Origin of the sequence: Bradyrhizobium sp. BR13661 (assembly GCF_029892425.1) — a bacterium.
Classification (GTDB): domain Bacteria; phylum Pseudomonadota; class Alphaproteobacteria; order Rhizobiales; family Xanthobacteraceae; genus Bradyrhizobium.
The window spans coordinates 172,571-190,902 of record NZ_JARXWB010000015.1; the positions used below are offsets into that span (position 1 = coordinate 172,571).

Below are 18,332 nucleotides of genomic sequence, written 5' to 3' on the forward strand. Positions count from 1 at the left end.
CGCGCGGGTTACGCCCGCGCGCGACTTTTCTTGCCAACGGCATGGCCGTTGAATTTCTTTTTGGCGGCCTTTGTGCCCTTGGTGCCCGCCTTCTCGGCCTTACGCTCTGCGCGTGCTTTCACCTTGGCACGTTCGGCACGGGCCTCGGCGCGCTGCTTCTTACGCTTGGCTTCGCAGGAGGGGCACTTGCAGCCGATCGGCTTCAGATAGGCTTTGAAATAGTCGGTGCCGTAATCGTAGTTGATCTCGTCGCCCGGCTCGATGTTCTTGATCGCGCGGATGAACACCTTGCGCTCGCGCGGGCGCACGTCGGATTCGGCGTTCGGCCGGCAGGAGTGGTTGATGTAGCGGGCGAGGTTCTTGCGCACCGAGCCGTCAATGGTCCAGCGGTTGTTGAGCTCAAACAGATATTTGTTCTCGATCTCGTCGTGCGCGGGGATCCGCGAATCCAGGATCGGTCCGAAATAACGGATGATCCTTGTGCCCTTCTTGATCGGCATGGTGGCGAAAAGGCCAAGTCCGGTCTTGGACTTGCCGACGCGATAGGCTTTGCGGGGAGCTATATCTGGCATGATCGAGAGAAATGAGGACGCGAACTGGGCCTTATGCCCAAGCGAAGCCGCTCTTCTAGAACGATTCCGCGCCGCTGTCAGGCCTATCCGAACTGCGTTTTGTGCTTGCCCACAGTGAAGATGGCGATTGATCGAGTTCCGCAGGTTGCAGGCGACGTCATGGTGCCTGTCACATTAGGTTGGAAACTTCGCCGCCACCGTCGACTTCAGGATCGCTTCCAGAAGCTGCTCGGCCGTTGTACCTGCCGGCAACCGCTCCAGAATATCCTCGAGCCGCCCGTCGAGCAGCAGCATGGTGAAGCCGTGCACCATCGACCAGGCCCGTGCGATCGCGGCGCCCTGCTCGATTGTCAGCGCGTCGCCGCTGATCGGCTCCTGCCGCAGCGCGCCGATGGCATTGGCAAGCCCGGCAAAGGAGGATTCTGCGGCCTCGTGCAGCGAGGGCCTGGAATAGTCGAGCCGCTCGGTGCGGAACATCAGGCCGTACATGCCGGGATGCGCCTGGGCATAGGCGACATAGGCCTTGGGCCGGGCCAAGGCGCGCTCCAGCGGCGAGGTAGCCTCATCGCAGGCCGAGGCCATTGCGGCGTTGAATTGGCGGAAGCCGATCGCCGCCAGTTCGCTGACGAGGCCGGTGAGATCACCGAAATGATGGGTCGGCGCGGCATGCGAGACGCCCGCCTCGCGCGCCACCGCGCGCAGCGTCAAGCCGGCGAGCCCGTCGCGCTCCAGCACCCGCTCGGCCGCCTGAAGCAGCGCCTCGCGCAAGGCGCCGTGGTGATAGGGCGTCTCGGTCTTCGCAGCTGCCGGGCGGCGCGCGGGACGAGATGCCTGTGATGTCTTTTTGGGGCTGCGCGGGCTACGCGCCGTTTCGCCCTTGGTGTTGATCTTGGCCATTTACAAGCTATATGACGCAATATTGACAGTGTAAAGATTTCACTTGACGGAAGTCGCGCTTGGCCCTATGGCATCTTTACGATGTAAAGATAAGGAGGGATACGCCGTGCAGCAGGACGCCATCGCCGAGCGCCGCAACAATATCGCGCCGATTCCGTTCGAGGCGGACGCGCCTTTCCTCAAGATCATCGGCGAATTGCCGCGCGAGTTGAACGGCACGCTCTACCGCAACGGTCCCAATCCGCAGTTCGATTCGCCCGGCGCGCACTGGTTCGTCGGCGACGGCATGTTGCACGCCTTCCACCTGGAGAACGGCCGCGCCTCCTACCGCAACCGCTGGGTCCGCACGCCGAAATGGCTCGCCGAGCACGATGCCGGCCGCGCACTGTTCGGCGGCTTCGGCCGCAAGCTGCCGGATGCGCCGCAAAACCTCACCGACGGCGGCGTCGCCAACACCAACATCGTCTTCCATGCCGGCAAGCTGCTAGCGCTCGAAGAGGGGCATCTGCCAACCGAGATCGAGCCCGGCACGCTGGCAACACGCGGATATTGCAATTATCAGAGCCGCATCGCCGGCGCCTTCACCGCGCACCCGAAGGTCGATCCTGTGACAGGCGAGCTGGTGTTCTTCGGCTACAATGCGGCGGGCCCGCTGACACCTGCCCTCTCCTACGGATCGATTGACGCGGGCGGAAAGGTGACGCGCTTCGAACGTTTCGAGACGCCCTATGCCAGCATGGTGCACGACTTCATCGTCACCGAAAACTATGTGCTGTTTCCGATCCTGCCGATCACCGGCAGCATGGAGCGCGCGATGAGCGGCAAGCCGCCCTATGCCTGGGAGCCCGAGAAAGGCGCCTATGTCGGCGTGATGGAGCGCAACGGCACAACGAAGGAGATCGTCTGGTTTCGTGCTGAAGCCTGCTACGTCTTCCATGTCATGAACGCCTGGGAGGACGAGGGCCGCATCATCGCCGACGTCATGCAATTCGAGGAAGCGCCGCTGTTTCCGCATCCGGACGGCCGGCCCTCGGATCCGGAGAAATCGCGCGCCCGGCACTGTCGCTGGACTTTCGATCTCTCCGGCAATACCGACCGCTTCCAGCAGACTTATCTCGACGATCTCACCGGAGAGTTCCCGCGCATCGACGATCGCCGCGCCGGCTTGAAGAGCCGTCACGGCTGGTACGCCTGCGCCAATCCGAAGGCACCGATGTTCGGCGCGCTGTCCGGCATCGTCCATGTCGACGGCACCGGCAAGCGGCTCGGCCAATATCTGCTGCCGACGGGCGACACCATCTCCGAGCCTGTGTTCGTCGAGCGATCGAAGGGCGCGGCGGAAGGCGACGGCTGGCTGCTGGCGGTGGTCTGGCGCGCGCGGGAGAACCGCAGCGACCTTGCCGTGTTCAACGCCACCGACATCGAAGCCGGCCCTGCGGCGCTGGTGCAGCTCGGCCATCGCGTGCCCGACGGCTTTCACGGCAATTGGGTGGGAGCAGCCTAGCTCCCACCTCCGCAGTCCGTGGTGCGTTGCAAGGGAGATCTCGCATGCACATGCCTTCGATCACCGCGAATTATCTCGCCGTCCTGGCGCTGATCTACGCCGCGCTCGCGCTCGAGGTCATCCGGCTGCGACGGAGCAGCAACGCGCCGTTCAGCGATGGCGGCAACGAAAACCTGCGCCGCGCGATCCGCGCCCATGGCAACTTCATGGAATACGTCCCCATCATCGCGCTCATGGTCGCGCTGCTCGAAATGTCCGGCGCGTCCAGCTCACGCGTTCATGTGCTGATGGGAGCGCTCGTGTTGTCGCGGCTGCTGCATCCGATCGGGATGTACGCAACACCGGGCTCGCTGCGGTTCGTCATCGGCCGCGGCGGCAGCATCTTCCTCACCATCGGCCTCCTGATCACCTGTGCGCTGACCATCCTGTCGCGCCTGCCCTGGGCCACATTCGCCGATGAAATCGCCGACCAAGCCATTGCAACCATTCAATTTTTAGAAGTCATTCACGTCATTTTGACACTGTAAAGATTTTGCTTGACCCTGTCGCCGCCCCGACCTATTGATCTTTACATCGTAAAGATTGAATGCGACCGAGGCGACCATGACGATCTTCCTGATCCTTGCCCCCTACGGCGTCTACACCTTCCTGATGTTCATGACCTCGGCCATGGTCGCCGTGTTCGCGGGATCCGTAATCTGTCTCGCCACGATCGCGATCGATGTTGCGCGTGGCCGCTCGGTGAAGGTCCTGGCCGCGGGCTCCGCGATCCTGTTCGCAGGCATCGGCCTCTATCTCGCATTCTTCGACCCGACACTCAGCCCGCTCGCCGTCAAGCTCTCGGTCGATATCGGCATCTTCGTGATTTCGCTCGGCTCGATGCTGGCGCGCCGCCCCTTCACGCTGCAATATGGGATCGAGAACGTTCCGGCCGAGACCGCGGCGATGCCCGGTTTCCTCACCGCCAATTACATGATCACCGCTGCATGGACCGTAGCCGCCCTGCTGATGATGGCCGCCAACATCGTGCTGCTCTATTTCCCGGGCCTGCCGGTCTGGTCGGGCCTTGCGGTCGCCTTCGCCGCCCGCAACAGCGCGATCTATTTCACCAAATGGTATCCCGAATATCGCCAGATCAAGTATGGTGCGCCCGCCGGCGCGCTGCCCGAAGCCAAGTGAGACAGGACCGATCATGAAGGACGTATTCGCCCGCCTCGCCTCCGACTTCCTGTCGGCCATCGTCTTCCTGGCGATCTATCTGATCACCGACAACGTCATCCTGGCGACGTCGGTGGCCATTGCCGGAGCGATCGCGCAGGTGATCTACGCCCGCGTCAAGGGGCGCGAGCTCGGCTACATGGCCTATGCGAGCCTGGCGCTTGTCATCGTGCTCGGGTCGGTCACCCTGCTGACCAACGATCCGCGCTTCATGCTGGCAAAGCCTGCGGTCGCGCATTTCGCGATCGGCGCGATCATGCTCAAGCGCGGCTGGATGCTGCGCTACATGCCGCCGATGGTGGTCGAGACCGCGCCGGAATATGTCACCGCTGCGGGCTACGCCTGGGCCGTGCTGATGTTCGCGCTCGGCGCCGGCACGATCGCGGTCGCTGCCACCGGCGATCTGAAGCTGTGGGCGTTCTACATCTCGGCGGTCGCGGGCGGCGCCAAGGTTTTGGCCTTTGCCGTTCAATACGTGGTGTTTCGGCTGGTCGTGACCAGCCGCCGGCGCGCCGCTGCCCGCGCTTGATGGCCGCTCACGTCGGGTTAGGCAGCGGCTTCGAGTTGCGCTATAGGCTCGGCCCAGGATGGGTTGCGGATCGTCGCAATCCGCCGGGACAGTGTTCGGGAGACGCGAATGGCCGTGGACGGCAATTGGAATCTGACCATGACGACGCCGATGGGCGAACGCCAGGCGACGCTGAGCCTGAAGGCCGAAGGTGGCACGCTTACGGGCACGCAGGGCGCGGAAGGCAACAGCGCCGAGATCTTTGACGGCACCGTCAACGGCGACAGCGTGGCCTGGAAAGTCTCGATCACCAACCCGATGCCGCTGACGCTCGAGTTCACCGGCACCGTCTCCGGCAACAACATCAACGGCGAAATGGGCATCGGCCCCATGGGCAGCTTCCCGTTCACCGGGGCGCGGGCGTAAGGCTACTCCACCTCAATGTCATTCCGGGATGCATGCGCAGCATGCAGGCCCGGAATCCATTCTTCCACCACGTTGAAGCCCGATGGATTCCGGGCTCGCGCTACGCGCGCCCCGGAATGACTACATCGGAACAGCCTCAGCCCAGATTGAGCTCCTTGAAGAAGTCGTTGCCCTTGTCATCGATGATGATGAACGCCGGGAAGTCGACGACTTCGATGCGCCAGATCGCTTCCATGCCAAGCTCGGGATATTCGAGCACCTCGACCTTCTTGATGCAGTGCTCGGCGAGGTTCGCCGCCGCACCACCGATCGAGCCGAGATAGAAGCCGCCATATTTCTTGCAGGCTTCGCGTACGGCCGGCGCGCGGTTACCCTTCGCCACCATCACCATCGAGCCGCCGGCGGCCTGGAACTGGTCGACGAAGGAATCCATGCGGCCCGCGGTGGTCGGGCCGAACGCGCCGGAGGCGTAGCCTTCGGGCGTCTTGGCCGGACCGGCGTAGTAGACCGGATGGTTCTTGAAATAATCGGGCAGCGGCTCGCCCTTCTCCAGCCGCTCGCGCAGCTTGGCATGCGCGCTGTCGCGCGCGACGATCATGGTACCGGTCATCGAGACGCGGGTCTTGATCGGGTGCTTCGAGAACGTCGCCAGAATGTCTTTCATCGGCTGGTTGAGGTCGATCTTGACGACCTCGCCGCCGAGCGACTGCTCGACCTGCGGCAGATATTGCGCGGGATTGTGCTCGAGCTCCTCGAGATAGACGCCATCCTTGGTGATCTTGCCGAGCACCTGGCGGTCGGCCGAGCAGGACACGCCAAGCCCGATCGGCAGCGAAGCACCGTGACGCGGCATGCGGATGACGCGGACGTCGTGGCAAAAATATTTGCCTCCGAACTGCGCGCCTACTCCCAAGCTTTGCGTCATCTTGTGGATTTCCTTCTCCATCTCGACGTCGCGGAAGGCGTTGCCGTCAGGCGAGCCGTGGGTCGGCAGCGCATCGAGATAGCGGGCCGAGGCCAGCTTCACGGTCTTCATGCAGAGCTCGGCCGAGGTGCCGCCGATGACGATGGCGAGGTGATAGGGCGGGCACGCGGCGGTGCCGAGGGTGAGGATCTTCTCCTTCAGGAACGCGAGCAGCCGGTCCTTGGTCAGGACGGAAGGCGTCGCCTGGAACAAGAAGCTCTTGTTGGCGCTGCCGCCGCCCTTGGCCATGAACATGAACTTGTAGGCGTCATCGCCCTCGGCGTAGATCTCGCACTGCGCCGGCATGTTGTTGGCGGTGTTCTTCTCCTCGTACATCGAGAGCGGCGCCACTTGCGAGTAGCGGAGATTGCGGCGGAGATAAGCGTCGCGGGCGCCTTCCGACAGCGCCGCCTCGTCGTCACCATCGGTGATGACGTTGCAGCCCTTCTTGCCCATGATGATCGCGGTGCCGGTGTCCTGGCACATCGGCAGCACGCCGCCCGCGGCGATGTTGGCGTTCTTCAAAAAATCCAGCGCCACGAATTTGTCGTTCGGGCTCGCCTCGTCGTCTTCCAGGATCGCGCGGAGCTGCTTCAGATGGCCTGGGCGCAGATAGTGATTGATGTCGCCGAAAGCCGCTTCGGACAGCGCGCGAAGTGCCTCGCGCGACACCACCAACATGTCCTTGCCCAGAACCTTCTCGACCCGCACGCCCTCGGACGTGATCTTCTTGTAGGGCGTCTCGTCCTTGCCCAGCGGGAACAGCGGGGTGTGCTTGTAGGGCGGAACGGGCTTGGACTGGTCGGGGAATGCGGTGGGAGCGTTCATGGGGCGATCTCGGGTTTTGCAGCCCTCGCGGGCCTCTAAGCATAGAAGCGTTCTAAGCTTTTTTGCCGCAAAGGGAAGGCGTTCCGGCGGGGCCGGGGCATCCCGATTTGGCTGCCCGGCGGCCATTTTGCGGTCCCCTCCTTCGATCAGCCGGTGGTCGCGGCTGTACCCAATGAAGCAAGGTTGCACCCCTTGCGCTTCGCGCGCGGCGACGGTTGAATGCACGCCCTCAAGGGGCTTTCATCATGATTTCTAGACTGCACCTCCGCGGCGCGATTGTTGTCGCCGCCGCAATCATCGGCCTTGTGACGCTGCCTGCGCCTGCGCGCGCGGATCAGTGCGACGACATCGCCAAGCAGCTCGCCGGCGGCATCGACGGGCTGAAGGTCAACTTCAAGGCCGCCAACATCATCTACCTCACCCACCCGGCGGCGAAAGAGCTGTCGCTCGGCTGCCGCGCGCAAGGCGCGGCCTATTCGAACGAGCTCTACGCCAAGGGCGACCGCAAGCCGGCGCCGCAGTTCTATGATCTCGTGGCCTCCGCAGCTGCGATCATCTTCACGGTGACGAAGGACGACACCACGACCGGGGCCTCGCGCTGCCTGAAGCGCATGGGCCTGTTGCGCGGCGACAAGATCACGATGCGCTACAAACGCCTCAACATGGAATGCACGCGAACCAAGACCGAAGCCGCGATTACGGTCACGCGGCCGAAGGACGAGTAGGCCGGGCTGCCCGCCACACATTCCGTCCTTGCGTCGCTGCGCTCGCAGTGACGAGGAAACGACCATATCCCTCGCATTTTAACGATTGGCTTGACGGACCTTTCGTCCCCTCCGGGGCAAGGTCAATTGTTTCAATCTGTGAGGATTTGTGGATGAGCGTTTCAAGTGTTGCGCCGCCGCCTGTGACGGTCGTGGTTCCGAGCTACGACACGAGCAAGCAGGACGACCGGACCAAGACCAAAGACACCGACCCGACCTATAAGCCGACGCCGCCCGCGCCACTGCCGCCGGGCCAGGGCACGCGGATCGATCAGCTCGCCTGACCGCGCTTGCCTGCGATGGATCGCCCGGTCTTGACGACCGGGCCTTTCGCGCGTCCGGCCGCATCTTTGCCGGATAGCCCGGCCAGACTCGTGCGAGACCGGCCTTAGGCGTCCAGCTCGCGATAGTGTCGAAAAATGCCCTGCTCGTTGAACGGAATGCGACGTTCGCTTGCGAGATAGGCCTTGATGTTCGGCCGTGCGGCAACGCGATCGTGCAGACCGGCGAGACCTGGTATTTTCCTCTCGAACGCCTTCATGCGCTTCGGGAAGGCGTAGCGCAGGCCGTCGACGATCTGGAATAGCGAGAGATCGACGTAAGTCAGACGCCGACCTGTGACATAGGCACCACTGACGTCGTCGAGAAGCTGCTCGAAATAGCCGAGATATTTCGGCACGCGCTCATCCCAGAATTCAGCCGTACGCTTCTTCGCCGGCGCCTTCTGGTCTTCGTAGTACAGCGAAGGCCCGAGCGGATGGTGGGTGTCGTGAATCTCGAGCACGAAATCGGCGATGGTGAGCTGCAGCTGGTGCACCCAGAGCTGTCCTGCTTCCGTCTTGGGCGCCAGTCCATGACGGGCGCCGAGATAGAGCAGGATGTTGGCGGTCTGGCCGATCACAAGCTTGCCCGCCTTCAGGAACGGCGGCGCAAAGGGCGGCGTGCCTTTGTGGGCCTCCATCATCTTCATCATGGCGCCGCTGCCGCGCGGGCCGCGTGCAACGTCGACATAGGCCGCCCCCGCCTCCTCCAGCGCCAACCGCACATATTCGCCGCGGCCCTGGATCTCGGGCCAGTAGTAGAGCTCGTATGTCATGGGATAGTCCTTTGAGACGCGCGCATGACAAATCTAGCACGCGCCGCAAGTTCCGTCGTCGTGCAGCGGAGCAAATAGAAAAAGGGCGCCGTGCCGAAGCACGACGCCCTCGTCTTTTGCGGTGACCGGCGATCAGTTGGTCTGCTGGATCGCCGACAATTCCCAAGGGCTGCCCGAGCGGCGCGCGAAGGTCCAGACTTCGGTGACCTCGCTCGGCTGCTCGCCGCCGGCGACGATCGCACCGGTGTTGCGATCGACCGTCTTGTCGGTGAGCGCGAAGCGCATCGCCACCGTCGCATAGTCGGTCCCGCCTTCGCGCCAGGCTTCGGCGAGGTCGCCCTGCAACAGCTTGACGTTGGTCACCTTGTTGACCGCATTGCGCGCGCGGTTCTGGGCAAGGTCCTGCTCGAAATAAGAGACCATTTCCGGCGTCGCGAGCGTGTGCAATTTTGCAACGTCCTCGTTCGACCAGGCGGCCTGGATGTCGCCGAGCAGACGCTCGAACGCCTCGTAGTCAGCAGGCTTGATCTCGAGCGGCGCGTTGTTGGCGCCGAAGCCGAAGCCGCCGCCAAGACCCGAACCGAGACCACTGCGATAGCTCGTCTGCTGACCGCCACCGGCATCCGCACCGGCATAGGCCGCCTGCGGCGAATTGCGGCGCTGCCACCAGGACATCGCCAGCCGCACCACGAACACGACGAGCACGATCTGGATGATCAGGCCCAGGATCGACGACAGACCGCCGAGGCCGCCGAACAGGCCGCCACCGAACAGCATGCCCAGCAGGCCTGCGCCAAGGAAGCCGGCCGCAAGACCACCGAGGAAGCCACCACCGCGACCGAACAGACCGCCGCGCGCGGGCGCAGCCGTGTTCATGCCGGCGCCAGGCTGGCTAAAGGTACGGTTGAATTGCGAGGTCGAGCCCGGCGCGGTCGTGGTTGACGGCGGGGCCGAGAAGGTCCGTGAACCGCGCGAACCCGACGAGAACCCACCGCCGACGCGGGCGTCAGCGGACGAGATCGCCAGCGCCGTCGGCACCGCGAGCGCCAGAACGACGGCAATCGTCTTCACGAGAGTGCGGGACCATTGCGAGAAATTCATGTGCGTTTCCCAAAATCCCCGGCATGGGGATGCGCTGCTAAGATGGGCAGACTTCACCAAAAAGGAAGCCGGTTTCGGCCCCCCCTGCTGCGGCCCTCGGTCGCGGGGATATGGCAAAAGCCCGTATTTGTCGGGGGTTAGGCGGGGATGCGGGGGAACTGCGGTCGCCGGTTACCGGCGGCGCTCTCTCCTCGTCATTGCAATGACGGAGGGGCCAGCGCGCCATCCCTTACCTCACCCCTGCTTCGTCATCGTCTCCTTCACAGCCGCCACGAGCTGGCTGAGGGTGAACGGCTTTGGCAGGAAGTCGAACTGCTGGCCCTCGGGCAGGCTCTTCTCGAAGGCGTCTTCGGCATAGCCGGAGACGAAGATGAAGCGGATGTCGGGGTTCTTCTCCCGCATCGCCTTGAGCAGCGTCGGTCCGTCCATCTCCGGCATCACGACGTCGGAGACGACGAGATCGATCGCGCCGCTCTGCTCTTCCAGCACCTCCATCGCGTCGACGCCGTTTTCGGCCTCGACGACGGTGTAGCCGCGCGAGCGCAGGCCGCGGGCGTTGAGCGCACGCAGGCCTTCTTCGTCCTCGACCAGCAGGATGGTGCCCTGACCGGTGAGATCGGTGCGCGGCTTCGCTTCCACGGCGGCAGCCGCGGCTTCCTTCGTGGCGCCGTCCGTCGCAGGGGCCGCAGCCGCGGGCTGCTCGACCTGCACCTCCGGCTCGGCGTGATGGCGCGGCAGGAAGATGTGGAACGAAGTGCCCTGCCCCGGCTCGGAATCGACGTAGATGAAGCCGCCGGTCTGCTTGACGATGCCGTAGACGGTCGAGAGGCCGAGGCCAGTGCCCTTGCCGACCTCCTTGGTCGAGAAGAACGGCTCGAAAATCTTGTCGCGGATGTCCGCGGGAATGCCGGTGCCGGTGTCGGCGACCTCGATCCGCACATAATCCGCCGCCGGCATGCCCTTATAGGCGAGCTTGCCCGCCTCTTCGCTTCCGACATTGGCGGTGCGGATGATCAGCTTGCCGCCATCAGGCATGGCGTCACGCGCGTTCACCGCGAGATTGACGATCACCTGCTCGAACTGGGAGACGTCGACCTTGACCGGCCAGAGGTCGCGGCCGTGGACCAGGTCGAGCTTGACCTTCTCGCCGATCAACCGGCGCAACAGCATGGTGAGATCGGAGAGCGCATCGCCGAGATCGAGCACCTGCGGCCGCAACGTCTGCCGCCGCGAGAACGCCAGCAGTTGCCGCACCAGCGTCGCAGCCCGCGTCGCGTTCTGCTTGATCTGCATGATGTCCTGGAACGACGGATCGGTCGGCTTGTGCGCGTTCAGCAGGAAGTCGTTCGCCATCATGATGGCGGAAAGAACGTTATTGAAGTCGTGGGCGATGCCGCCGGCGAGCTGGCCGACCGTCTCCATCTTCTGCGACTGGTTGATCTGATTCTCCAGCGCGCGCCGTTCGGTGGTCTCGAGCATGTGCACGATGGCGGCTTCAGCGTCGTTCTCGGCCGCATCGACGGGCGTGACGAAGAACTGGCCCCAGCGTTCCCTGGTGCCTTCCAGGGCCACTTCGACCGGGGCGATATCGGCCTGGTTTTCCGCGGCCTGGTTGATGGCGGCGATCAGCAGATTCCGGTCGCGCGCATTGACCGCGCGGAAGATCGACTTGCTGGCGCTGTCGAGCCCGAGACCCTGCGCGAGCTTGGCGTACCGCGCGTTCGCCCGCACCACGTTGCCGCCGCGATCGACGGTCGCGATCGCCATCGGCGTGTGATCGAAGAAGCGCATGAAGCGCACTTCGGCGGCGCGATCGGGATCGCTGCGTTCGTCGCGGGCGCGGCTGATGACCAGCGTGCGCGAGGGCCCTGGCGCGCCGTCGGCGCCGAAGGCGAGCTTGTGATAGAGCCGGACCGGCATGGTCTTGCCGTTGCGCATGCGCAGATCGATGTCGAAGACTTCGGTCTTCACCTCGCCCGGCACCGCCACGATCGAGCTCAGCAGCGAGGCGCCGTCGCCGGAGACGATGTCGGCGAGCTTCAGCCCGCCCGAGCCGATCTCGGCGAGGTCGTAGTCGAGCCAGTTCGCCAGCGTCGCGTTGACGTAAGCGAGCTCGCCGGCAGGATTGACCGAGAAGAAACCGCACGGCGCGTGATCGAGATATTCGATCGCGTGCTGAAGCTCCTGGAACACGTCCTCCTGGCGCTCGCGGTCGCGGGTGATGTCGGCGATCGACCACACCGCATATTTGGCCTCGCGCTTGCCGGTGCCGAGCGGGCGCACCCGCATGCGCAGCCATCGCCCGTGGCTGCCGTCCTGACCGGAAATGCGGACCTCTTCCTGCTGCCGCTTGCCCTCGCGCGCCGCCTTGAGCAGGCGGAACACCGCTTCGGAAACATCCGGGTTGCCGATGAAGACGCGCTCCACGGGGCGCACGTCCTGGGGGCCGGCAGCGCCGGTCAGCGTCAGATAGGCCGCGTTGGAATAGACGACATGGCCGCGCGGATCGGTGACCGCCAGGCCGTCGAAGGCGTGATCGGCGATCCGCCCCATCACGGGATCATCGAGATTGCGGTCGACGAAGCGGATGATGCCGGCGGCGAAGGCGAACAGGTTGAACAGGCCGATCATCGCCAGCACGGCGAGGATTCCGAGGATATATGGTTGCGCCTGCGCGCGCCCGAGCGTCATCAGCCCGATGGCCACCGCGACCAGGCCGGTCGCCACCAGCAGCACCAGCGCAATGCTGCCCGAGCGCGGCGACGGCTCATGCGCCGCAACGGGCTCGCGTGACAGGTCGTGGTCGGTCTCGGCGGTCATTTCACGCTAGGGCAGCCTGTCAGCAGAGAATCAACGCGCCATGGGGCACGTGGGGTCCTCCCTGCCTGAATCGGACCCGCAGACGCAAGGGCGGCAGGAGCGAAAGGTACGCTGATTCCCAGCTTACGGCCATTTCCGGTACTTTTCGGGGGTTTTATTGCCGCGCGGCACTGAAACCGCGCTTCAGCCGGATGACGTAGCCGATGACTTCGGCGACCGCATGGTAGTGCTCGACAGGGATTTCCTTGTCGATGTCCGCGGTCGCATAGAGCGCGCGGGCCAGCGGTACGTTCTCGACGATCGGAATGTCGTGCTCGCGCGCGATCTCCCGGATCTTGAAAGCGAGGTTGTCGACACCCTTGGCGACGCAGATCGGCGCCGACATGCCGCGCTCGTAGGACAGGGCCACCGAATAGTGGGTCGGGTTGGTGATGATCACCGAGGCCTTGGGAACCGCTGCCATCATGCGCTTCTTGGAGCGCTGCTGGCGCAATTGCCTGATCTTGCCCTTGATGTGCGGGTCACCTTCGGACTGCTTGAACTCTTCCTTGATCTCCTGGAGCGACATCTTCTGCCGCTGGAACCAGCTGCGATATTGGAAGAAATAGTCGCCGATCGCGATGATCGCGAGCGCTGCGACCACAGCGCCGAGCAGATGGACGGTCATGCCGGTGCTGGCGCTCAGCATCGCCATCGGATCGAGCTTGACCATCGCCTCCATGCGGTGCCGCTCCGGCCACAGGACCGTGGTCATGACCACGCCGAGCACGACGAGCTTGCCGATTCCCTTGAGAAAATTCGCGCCCGCCTGCTTGCCGAAGATGCGCTTGAAGCCGGCCGCCGGCGACAGCTTGCTGAATTTGGGCGTGAGGGATTCGGCTGACCAGACCAGCCGATGCTGGAGCATGTTGCCGGCGATCGCCGCGATCACCAGCATCAGGAGCGGCACGCCGACCGCAGCCAACACCGCGACCTCGATCTTCTGCATCAACGCGAGCAGATTCCCGGGATCGGTTTTGATCATCCAGGAATTGGCGAGCAGATTGCGCATCGGTGTCAGCAGCCCGCTGCCGACCGAGCCGGAGAAGGTCGAAATCACGAGCGTGCCGCCAGCAATCATGAACCAGGTGTTGATCTCCTGGCTTTTGGCAACGTCACCGCGTTCGAGCGCCTGTTCCAGGCGCTTTTGTGTCGGGTCTTCTGTTTGACTCTCTGGATCGTTGTCTTCCGCCATCGATCTCTCTTATTTGAGCGGCAGCATCTGGTGCATGACACCGATGAAGTAGTCGAGATAAGTGCCCATCATCGCGGTAAGCACCACGGCCAGCACCATGAAGCCCACGAAGATGGACAGCGGCACGCCGACGAAATAGACCTGCATCTGCGGCATCAGCCGGGCCAGCACACCGAGCCCGATGTTGAAGACGAGCCCGAACACCAGGAACGGCCCCGACAGCTGCAGGCCGAGCAGGAATGCCGCGGAAAACGCTCGCGTGGCCAGCGAGGCGACGTCGCCGCTCGAGACGGTCTCGCCCGGCGAGAAGATCGCGTAGCTGTCGTTCAGCGCCGCGATCACCAAATGGTGGCTGTCGGTGGCGAACAGCAACGTCACACCCAGCATGGTCAGGAAGTTGCCGACCAGCACGCCCTGCTGCCCCTGTGTCGGATCGACCGAAGTAACGAAGCCGAGCCCCATCTGCTGCGCGATCACGGCGCCTGCGACCTGGAGGGCTGCGAGCGTCACGCGCGCGGTGGCGCCAAGCACGATGCCGATCACGATCTCGTGCAGCATCAACACCAGCATCGGCGCGAGCGAGCCCATGTCGACGTGATAGGCGTTGCGATGCAGCGGCAGGATGATCAGCGTCAGAAGCAGCGCGATCGACAGCTTCACCCGCGTCGGGATGTTGGTCTCGCCGAGGCCCGGCAGCAGCATCACCATCGCGCCGACCCGGGCGAAGGCGAGCATGAAGGCTGCGGCAAGCGCCGGCAGCAGCGAGACGTCGATGCGCATGGTGGGCGCATAGTGCCTCAGCCGCCGATGATTCGCGACGAGATCCGCAGCATGTGGGAATGGAGCGCGTCGGCCATGAACGGTAGCGCCAGCAGCATTGTGGCAAAAATGGCCAGGATCTTCGGCACATAGACCAGCGTCTGCTCCTGGATCTGCGTCAGCGCCTGGAACAGCGACACGATCACGCCGACCACGAGCCCGACCACCATCAGCGGTGAGGACACGATCACGATCGTCCAGATCGCATCGCGGGCGACGTCGAGGGTCTCGGGTCCGGTCATGTTGATTCTCGCTTTCAGTTACTTCGTCTTTCCGGGGCTCGCGACGTCGTCGCGCCCCGGAATGACAATCAGATCGGCATCTTCATGATGTCTTCATACGCCGCGATCACGCGGTCGCGGACCGAGACCAGCGTGGACACCGCGACGTCGGTGTCGGCCACGGCCGTCACCACGTCCATCACGTTGGCCTTGCCGTTGGCCATCGCCACGGTCTGCGCGTCCGATTTGCGGCCGGATTCCATGACGCTGCCGACAGCGTCTTTCAGCAGCGAAGCAAAGGACTGGCCGTTCGCTTCGCTGCCCTTGCCGGCGCCGCTGTTCTCCAGCACGCGGGCAAGGTTGGCGTAGGCATTGGCCGCGATTGTCGGTGTTGCCATGGCTTAAGGGTTCCTGTTCAGGCCTTGAGGATGTCGAGCGTGCGCTGGATCATCCGGCGCGTTGCACTGATGATGTTGACATTGGCCTCGTAGGACCGCTGCGCATCGCGCATGTCGGTCATCTCGACCACCGAGTTCACATTGGGATATTTGACGTTGCCGGAGGCATCCGCCGCCGGATTGCTCGGCTCGTATTTGACGCGAAAATTGGACTGGTCGGGCTTGATCTTGCCGAGCGTGACGACCTGCGCGTCGAGCGTGCGGTCGAGTGCCGAGGAGAACGTCGGCACCTTGCGGCGGTAGGGATCGCCGCCTGCGCTCGCCGAGGTCGAGTCCGCGTTCGCGATGTTTTCGGAGATCACCCGCATGCGCCCGGCCTGCGCCCGCAGGCCGGAGGTTGCGATCGCCATCGAGCGGGCAAAGTCACTGCTGTCATTCGCCATTGTCTGCGTCCTCTAGCCCTAGCCCTTGCCGATCGCGGTCTTGAGAAGATGCAGGCTCTTCGAATAGAGCGAAGTCACCGCCGCATAATCCATCTGGTTGTTGGCGGACTTCATCATCTCTTCTTCGAGATTGACGGCATTGCCCGCGGGACGCGTCTCGAAACCTGCGTTCTTGTTCTGGTCGAAGCTCGAGGCCCCCCCCGGCGGCGTCATGTGGGAAGCGCTGGTCACGGTCATGGCCAGGGTCCCCATCGAGCCGGTGGTCGCACCGGTCTTGTCGAACTTCGGCTCGACCAGCTCGCGCGGCCGGAAATTGGGGGTGTCGGAATTGGAGACGTTCTCGGACAGGACGCGCTGGCGTTCCTGGTGCCACTGCATCTTGGTGCGAAGCGCCGACAGCACCGGAAGATCGTTGATGGACATCGTTGCGGCTCCTTCCGCCCCTTGCGGACCCTCAAGGCCCGAAGCTAGGCAGAATTTGCCGCGTGTATGGTTAACAGGTGGTTAAGGTGGGGCGGATGCATGTTTCCGATTGAGACATGCGATCCTCCGCCCGTGATTCTACGCATCCCAAAAGCCGCATTAACCCAACCGCTTGGCGGTGCGTGCACAAGCCAAGAAGTCGTTTTGGATCGGGCGATTCATAGGTTATTAGGAGTTGGGGACGGCAAAACTTGCCGCGGGACGTTAAGAGATCGCAGTTTTGGGGCATCGCAAGCCGGTGGTCGACGTCTGACCGCAGGCACGGAAGAAGCGCCATTTACCGGGGACAGGTATGAACGGTAGCCCTATCACCTTCATCGTCGCGTTCATCGTCGTTCTGGCGTTGATCGGCGCCGTCTTCTGGCTGCTCCGCCGATTCGCCAACACCCGGCTCGGTGCCAACACCCAGCGCGGCAGGATGCCCCGGCTGGCGGTGATCGACGCGGCTGCGGTCGATGGCCGCCGACGCCTGGTGCTGGTCCGCCGTGACAATGTCGAACATCTCCTGATGATCGGCGGCCCGACCGACATCGTCGTCGAACCGAACATCGTCCGCGCCGCCGCCGGCCGTGACCAGATTCCGCAACGTTCCAGCGCCGCCGAGCCGCCGCGCCTCGCCCCGATGCCCGATGCCGGCAGCTGGGCCGACGAAGCGCCGCGTCCCGAAGTGCTCGACCATCCCGAGCAGATGCCCGAGCCGCCGCCACGGCCGACGCGTCCGTCTTTCGCCGACGAGGTCCGCAGGCCGGCCCCTGCTCTCGCCGAGCGCCGCAGCGAGCCGCAGCTTGGCGGCTTCTCGCCCGAACCGATGCCGCCGCGCCCCGAGCGTGAGCCCCGTCCCGAGCCGATGCCGCGCGTTGCGCGCAGCGAGCCGCCGCTGATGCCGCGGCCGCCGCGCCAGAGCGAGCCGGCGAAGGTGCCGCCGGTGCGTGCCGAGCGTTCGCCCGCGCCGCCGCCTCCGCCCGTACCACAGGCTCCGCCTGTTCCGCCGCCCGCCGCCGCGCCGTCGAGCGCCGAACAGAATCTTGCCGAAATGGCCCAGCGCCTCGAGGCGGCCCTGCGCCGTCCCGCCGGCGAGACCCTCGCGCCCCCGGTTGCGCCGGATCCGCCTGCACCTCCGCCGCGCGCCGCGCGCGTCGAGCCTCCGGCGCCGCCGGCCAGGCCGGCTGCGGAGAAGACCAGCTTTGAAAATCTCGAAGACGAGATGGCCTCGCTGCTCGGCCGTCCAAAGCCGTCTTCGTGAGGCTGCCGTCCTTCCCGCGTAGAGTTCTTGTCCCCTCTGTTCTGATCACCGCGGCCTTGCTCGCCACGGTGTTGCTCGTCACGGCTTTGCTCGTCACCCCTGCGCAAGCGCAGGACATCAGCATCAATCTCGGCGGCCAGGGCGGTGGCGGTGTCACCGAGCGCGCGATCCAGCTGATCGCATTGCTCACGGTGCTGTCGATCGCGCCGTCGATCCTGATCATGATGACGTCTTTCACGCGCATCGTGGTCGTGCTGTCGCTGCTGCGCACCGCGATGGGCACGGCGACCGCGCCGCCGAACTCGGTGATCCTGGCGCTGGCGATGTTCCTCACCTTCTTCGTGATGGGACCGGTGCTGCAGAAATCCTACGACGATGGCATCCGTCCGCTGGTCGCCAACCAGATCGGCGTTGAGGACGCGCTGCAGCGCGCATCCGTCCCGTTGCGCGGCTTCATGCAGAAGAACGTGCGCGAGAAGGATCTGAAGCTGTTTCTCGATCTCTCCGGCGAACCGCCGCCGGCGACGCCTGACGAGCTCGCGCTGCGCATCCTCGTCCCGGCCTTCATGATCTCCGAGCTGAAGCGCGCCTTCGAGATCGGCTTCCTGCTGTTCCTGCCCTTCCTGATCATCGACCTCGTCGTCGCCTCGGTGCTGATGTCGATGGGCATGATGATGCTGCCGCCCGCGACGATCTCGCTGCCGTTCAAGCTGATCTTCTTCGTGCTGGTCGACGGCTGGTCGCTGGTGGCGGGTAGCCTGGTGCAGAGTTACGGGGGGTAGTTGGCCTCCGG

General features: G+C 64.3%; 21 protein-coding genes. 9 read left to right on the forward strand and 12 right to left on the reverse strand.

Features of this window, described 5'->3' with window-relative positions:
* Window positions 1-8 precede the first annotated feature (8 nt).
* Together M2427_RS24350 and M2427_RS24355 are read right to left on the reverse strand one after the other, a co-directional pair.
* Window positions 9-572: an SET domain-containing protein gene (locus M2427_RS24350; protein WP_280709285.1), complete on the reverse strand. Its 564-nt coding sequence runs from the start codon at window positions 570-572 to the stop codon at window positions 9-11.
* A gap of 174 nt (window positions 573-746) precedes the next feature.
* On the reverse strand, window positions 747-1,469 hold the full coding sequence (locus tag M2427_RS24355; RefSeq protein ID WP_280709287.1) for a WHG domain-containing protein: 723 nt from the start codon (window positions 1,467-1,469) through the stop codon (window positions 747-749).
* A gap of 106 nt (window positions 1,470-1,575) precedes the next feature.
* Here M2427_RS24355 and M2427_RS24360 point away from each other — a divergent pair, with 106 nt between their 5' ends.
* The 5 genes from M2427_RS24360 (at window position 1,576) to M2427_RS24380 (ending at window position 5,125) form a co-directional block, all read left to right on the forward strand.
* Window positions 1,576-2,973, forward strand: a complete 1,398-nt coding sequence (locus M2427_RS24360) for a carotenoid oxygenase family protein (RefSeq protein ID WP_280709288.1) — start codon at window positions 1,576-1,578, stop codon at window positions 2,971-2,973.
* Between the two features lie 44 nt (window positions 2,974-3,017).
* Window positions 3,018-3,500 carry an MAPEG family protein gene (locus M2427_RS24365; protein ID WP_280709289.1) on the forward strand — a complete coding sequence of 161 codons (483 nt, stop codon included), beginning with the start codon at window positions 3,018-3,020 and terminating at the stop codon, window positions 3,498-3,500.
* 76 nt (window positions 3,501-3,576) lie between these two features.
* A complete protein-coding gene (locus M2427_RS24370) occupies window positions 3,577-4,152 on the forward strand; it encodes a hypothetical protein (protein WP_280709290.1) in 576 nt (191 codons plus the stop codon).
* Between the two features lie 13 nt (window positions 4,153-4,165).
* A complete protein-coding gene (locus tag M2427_RS24375; protein ID WP_280709291.1) occupies window positions 4,166-4,720 on the forward strand; it encodes a septation protein IspZ in 555 nt (184 codons plus the stop codon).
* 108 nt (window positions 4,721-4,828) lie between these two features.
* Window positions 4,829-5,125 (forward strand): hypothetical protein, encoded by a 297-nt coding sequence (locus tag M2427_RS24380; protein ID WP_280709292.1) that lies wholly within the window; start codon window positions 4,829-4,831, stop codon window positions 5,123-5,125.
* 136 nt (window positions 5,126-5,261) lie between these two features.
* Here M2427_RS24380 and M2427_RS24385 read toward each other — a convergent pair whose 3' ends face one another.
* Entirely contained in the window at window positions 5,262-6,917 is a 1,656-nt protein-coding gene (locus tag M2427_RS24385; protein ID WP_280709293.1) for a fumarate hydratase, read from the reverse strand.
* Window positions 6,918-7,162: 245 nt separating this feature from the next.
* Here M2427_RS24385 and M2427_RS24390 point away from each other — a divergent pair, with 245 nt between their 5' ends.
* Complete coding sequence (locus M2427_RS24390) at window positions 7,163-7,642, forward strand: hypothetical protein (protein ID WP_280709294.1); 480 nt, start codon at window positions 7,163-7,165, stop codon at window positions 7,640-7,642.
* Between the two features lie 152 nt (window positions 7,643-7,794).
* Complete coding sequence (locus M2427_RS24395) at window positions 7,795-7,965, forward strand: hypothetical protein (protein WP_280709295.1); 171 nt, start codon at window positions 7,795-7,797, stop codon at window positions 7,963-7,965.
* 104 nt (window positions 7,966-8,069) lie between these two features.
* On the opposite strand, the gene M2427_RS24400 is transcribed toward M2427_RS24395, so the two are convergent.
* From M2427_RS24400 to flgB, 9 genes are all read right to left on the reverse strand, one after another.
* On the reverse strand, window positions 8,070-8,777 hold the full coding sequence (locus tag M2427_RS24400) for a glutathione S-transferase (protein WP_280709296.1): 708 nt from the start codon (window positions 8,775-8,777) through the stop codon (window positions 8,070-8,072).
* 132 nt (window positions 8,778-8,909) lie between these two features.
* Window positions 8,910-9,878 carry a Tim44 domain-containing protein gene (locus tag M2427_RS24405; RefSeq protein ID WP_280709297.1) on the reverse strand — a complete coding sequence of 323 codons (969 nt, stop codon included), beginning with the start codon at window positions 9,876-9,878 and terminating at the stop codon, window positions 8,910-8,912.
* A 234-nt stretch (window positions 9,879-10,112) separates the two neighbouring features.
* Window positions 10,113-12,698 carry a PAS domain-containing protein gene (locus M2427_RS24410; RefSeq protein ID WP_280709299.1) on the reverse strand — a complete coding sequence of 862 codons (2,586 nt, stop codon included), beginning with the start codon at window positions 12,696-12,698 and terminating at the stop codon, window positions 10,113-10,115.
* 154 nt (window positions 12,699-12,852) lie between these two features.
* Window positions 12,853-13,932 (reverse strand): flagellar biosynthesis protein FlhB, encoded by a 1,080-nt coding sequence (gene flhB, locus M2427_RS24415; protein WP_280709301.1) that lies wholly within the window; start codon window positions 13,930-13,932, stop codon window positions 12,853-12,855.
* Between the two features lie 9 nt (window positions 13,933-13,941).
* Window positions 13,942-14,712, reverse strand: coding sequence for a flagellar biosynthetic protein FliR (fliR, locus tag M2427_RS24420; protein WP_280709302.1), 771 nt, complete (start codon window positions 14,710-14,712; stop codon window positions 13,942-13,944).
* 17 nt (window positions 14,713-14,729) lie between these two features.
* Window positions 14,730-14,993 (reverse strand): flagellar biosynthesis protein FliQ, encoded by a 264-nt coding sequence (gene fliQ, locus M2427_RS24425; RefSeq protein ID WP_027534765.1) that lies wholly within the window; start codon window positions 14,991-14,993, stop codon window positions 14,730-14,732.
* A gap of 68 nt (window positions 14,994-15,061) precedes the next feature.
* A complete protein-coding gene (fliE, locus tag M2427_RS24430) occupies window positions 15,062-15,370 on the reverse strand; it encodes a flagellar hook-basal body complex protein FliE (RefSeq protein WP_280709303.1) in 309 nt (102 codons plus the stop codon).
* Between the two features lie 17 nt (window positions 15,371-15,387).
* Window positions 15,388-15,813 (reverse strand): flagellar basal body rod protein FlgC, encoded by a 426-nt coding sequence (gene flgC / locus M2427_RS24435; protein WP_280709304.1) that lies wholly within the window; start codon window positions 15,811-15,813, stop codon window positions 15,388-15,390.
* 18 nt (window positions 15,814-15,831) lie between these two features.
* On the reverse strand, window positions 15,832-16,236 hold the full coding sequence (gene flgB, locus M2427_RS24440) for a flagellar basal body rod protein FlgB (protein ID WP_280709305.1): 405 nt from the start codon (window positions 16,234-16,236) through the stop codon (window positions 15,832-15,834).
* Window positions 16,237-16,588: 352 nt separating this feature from the next.
* On the opposite strand from flgB, the gene M2427_RS24445 reads away from it, so the two are divergent.
* Both M2427_RS24445 and fliP read left to right on the forward strand, forming a co-directional pair.
* Entirely contained in the window at window positions 16,589-17,539 is a 951-nt protein-coding gene (locus M2427_RS24445) for a flagellar biosynthetic protein FliO (RefSeq protein WP_280709306.1), read from the forward strand.
* On the forward strand, window positions 17,536-18,321 hold the full coding sequence (gene fliP / locus M2427_RS24450) for a flagellar type III secretion system pore protein FliP (protein WP_280709307.1): 786 nt from the start codon (window positions 17,536-17,538) through the stop codon (window positions 18,319-18,321). Before M2427_RS24445 ends, fliP begins: the two co-directional genes overlap by 4 nt.
* The last annotated feature ends 11 nt before the right edge of the window (window positions 18,322-18,332 follow it).

Coding starts and splice junctions, on each gene's coding strand:
- M2427_RS24350 (WP_280709285.1), bottom strand. CDS start 572: ATGCCAGATATAGCTCCCCGCAAAGCCTATCGCGTCGGCAAGTCCAAG.
- M2427_RS24355 (WP_280709287.1), bottom strand. CDS start 1,469: ATGGCCAAGATCAACACCAAGGGCGAAACGGCGCGTAGCCCGCGCAGC.
- M2427_RS24365 (WP_280709289.1), top strand. CDS start 3,018: ATGCACATGCCTTCGATCACCGCGAATTATCTCGCCGTCCTGGCGCTG.
- M2427_RS24370 (WP_280709290.1), top strand. CDS start 3,577: ATGACGATCTTCCTGATCCTTGCCCCCTACGGCGTCTACACCTTCCTG.
- M2427_RS24375 (WP_280709291.1), top strand. CDS start 4,166: ATGAAGGACGTATTCGCCCGCCTCGCCTCCGACTTCCTGTCGGCCATC.
- M2427_RS24380 (WP_280709292.1), top strand. CDS start 4,829: ATGGCCGTGGACGGCAATTGGAATCTGACCATGACGACGCCGATGGGC.
- M2427_RS24385 (WP_280709293.1), bottom strand. CDS start 6,917: ATGAACGCTCCCACCGCATTCCCCGACCAGTCCAAGCCCGTTCCGCCC.
- M2427_RS24390 (WP_280709294.1), top strand. CDS start 7,163: ATGATTTCTAGACTGCACCTCCGCGGCGCGATTGTTGTCGCCGCCGCA.
- M2427_RS24395 (WP_280709295.1), top strand. CDS start 7,795: ATGAGCGTTTCAAGTGTTGCGCCGCCGCCTGTGACGGTCGTGGTTCCG.
- M2427_RS24400 (WP_280709296.1), bottom strand. CDS start 8,777: ATGACATACGAGCTCTACTACTGGCCCGAGATCCAGGGCCGCGGCGAA.
- M2427_RS24405 (WP_280709297.1), bottom strand. CDS start 9,878: ATGAATTTCTCGCAATGGTCCCGCACTCTCGTGAAGACGATTGCCGTC.
- M2427_RS24410 (WP_280709299.1), bottom strand. CDS start 12,698: ATGACCGCCGAGACCGACCACGACCTGTCACGCGAGCCCGTTGCGGCG.
- flhB (WP_280709301.1), bottom strand. CDS start 13,932: ATGGCGGAAGACAACGATCCAGAGAGTCAAACAGAAGACCCGACACAA.
- fliR (WP_280709302.1), bottom strand. CDS start 14,712: ATGCGCATCGACGTCTCGCTGCTGCCGGCGCTTGCCGCAGCCTTCATG.
- fliQ (WP_027534765.1), bottom strand. CDS start 14,993: ATGACCGGACCCGAGACCCTCGACGTCGCCCGCGATGCGATCTGGACG.
- fliE (WP_280709303.1), bottom strand. CDS start 15,370: ATGGCAACACCGACAATCGCGGCCAATGCCTACGCCAACCTTGCCCGC.
- flgC (WP_280709304.1), bottom strand. CDS start 15,813: ATGGCGAATGACAGCAGTGACTTTGCCCGCTCGATGGCGATCGCAACC.
- flgB (WP_280709305.1), bottom strand. CDS start 16,236: ATGTCCATCAACGATCTTCCGGTGCTGTCGGCGCTTCGCACCAAGATG.
- M2427_RS24445 (WP_280709306.1), top strand. CDS start 16,589: ATGAACGGTAGCCCTATCACCTTCATCGTCGCGTTCATCGTCGTTCTG.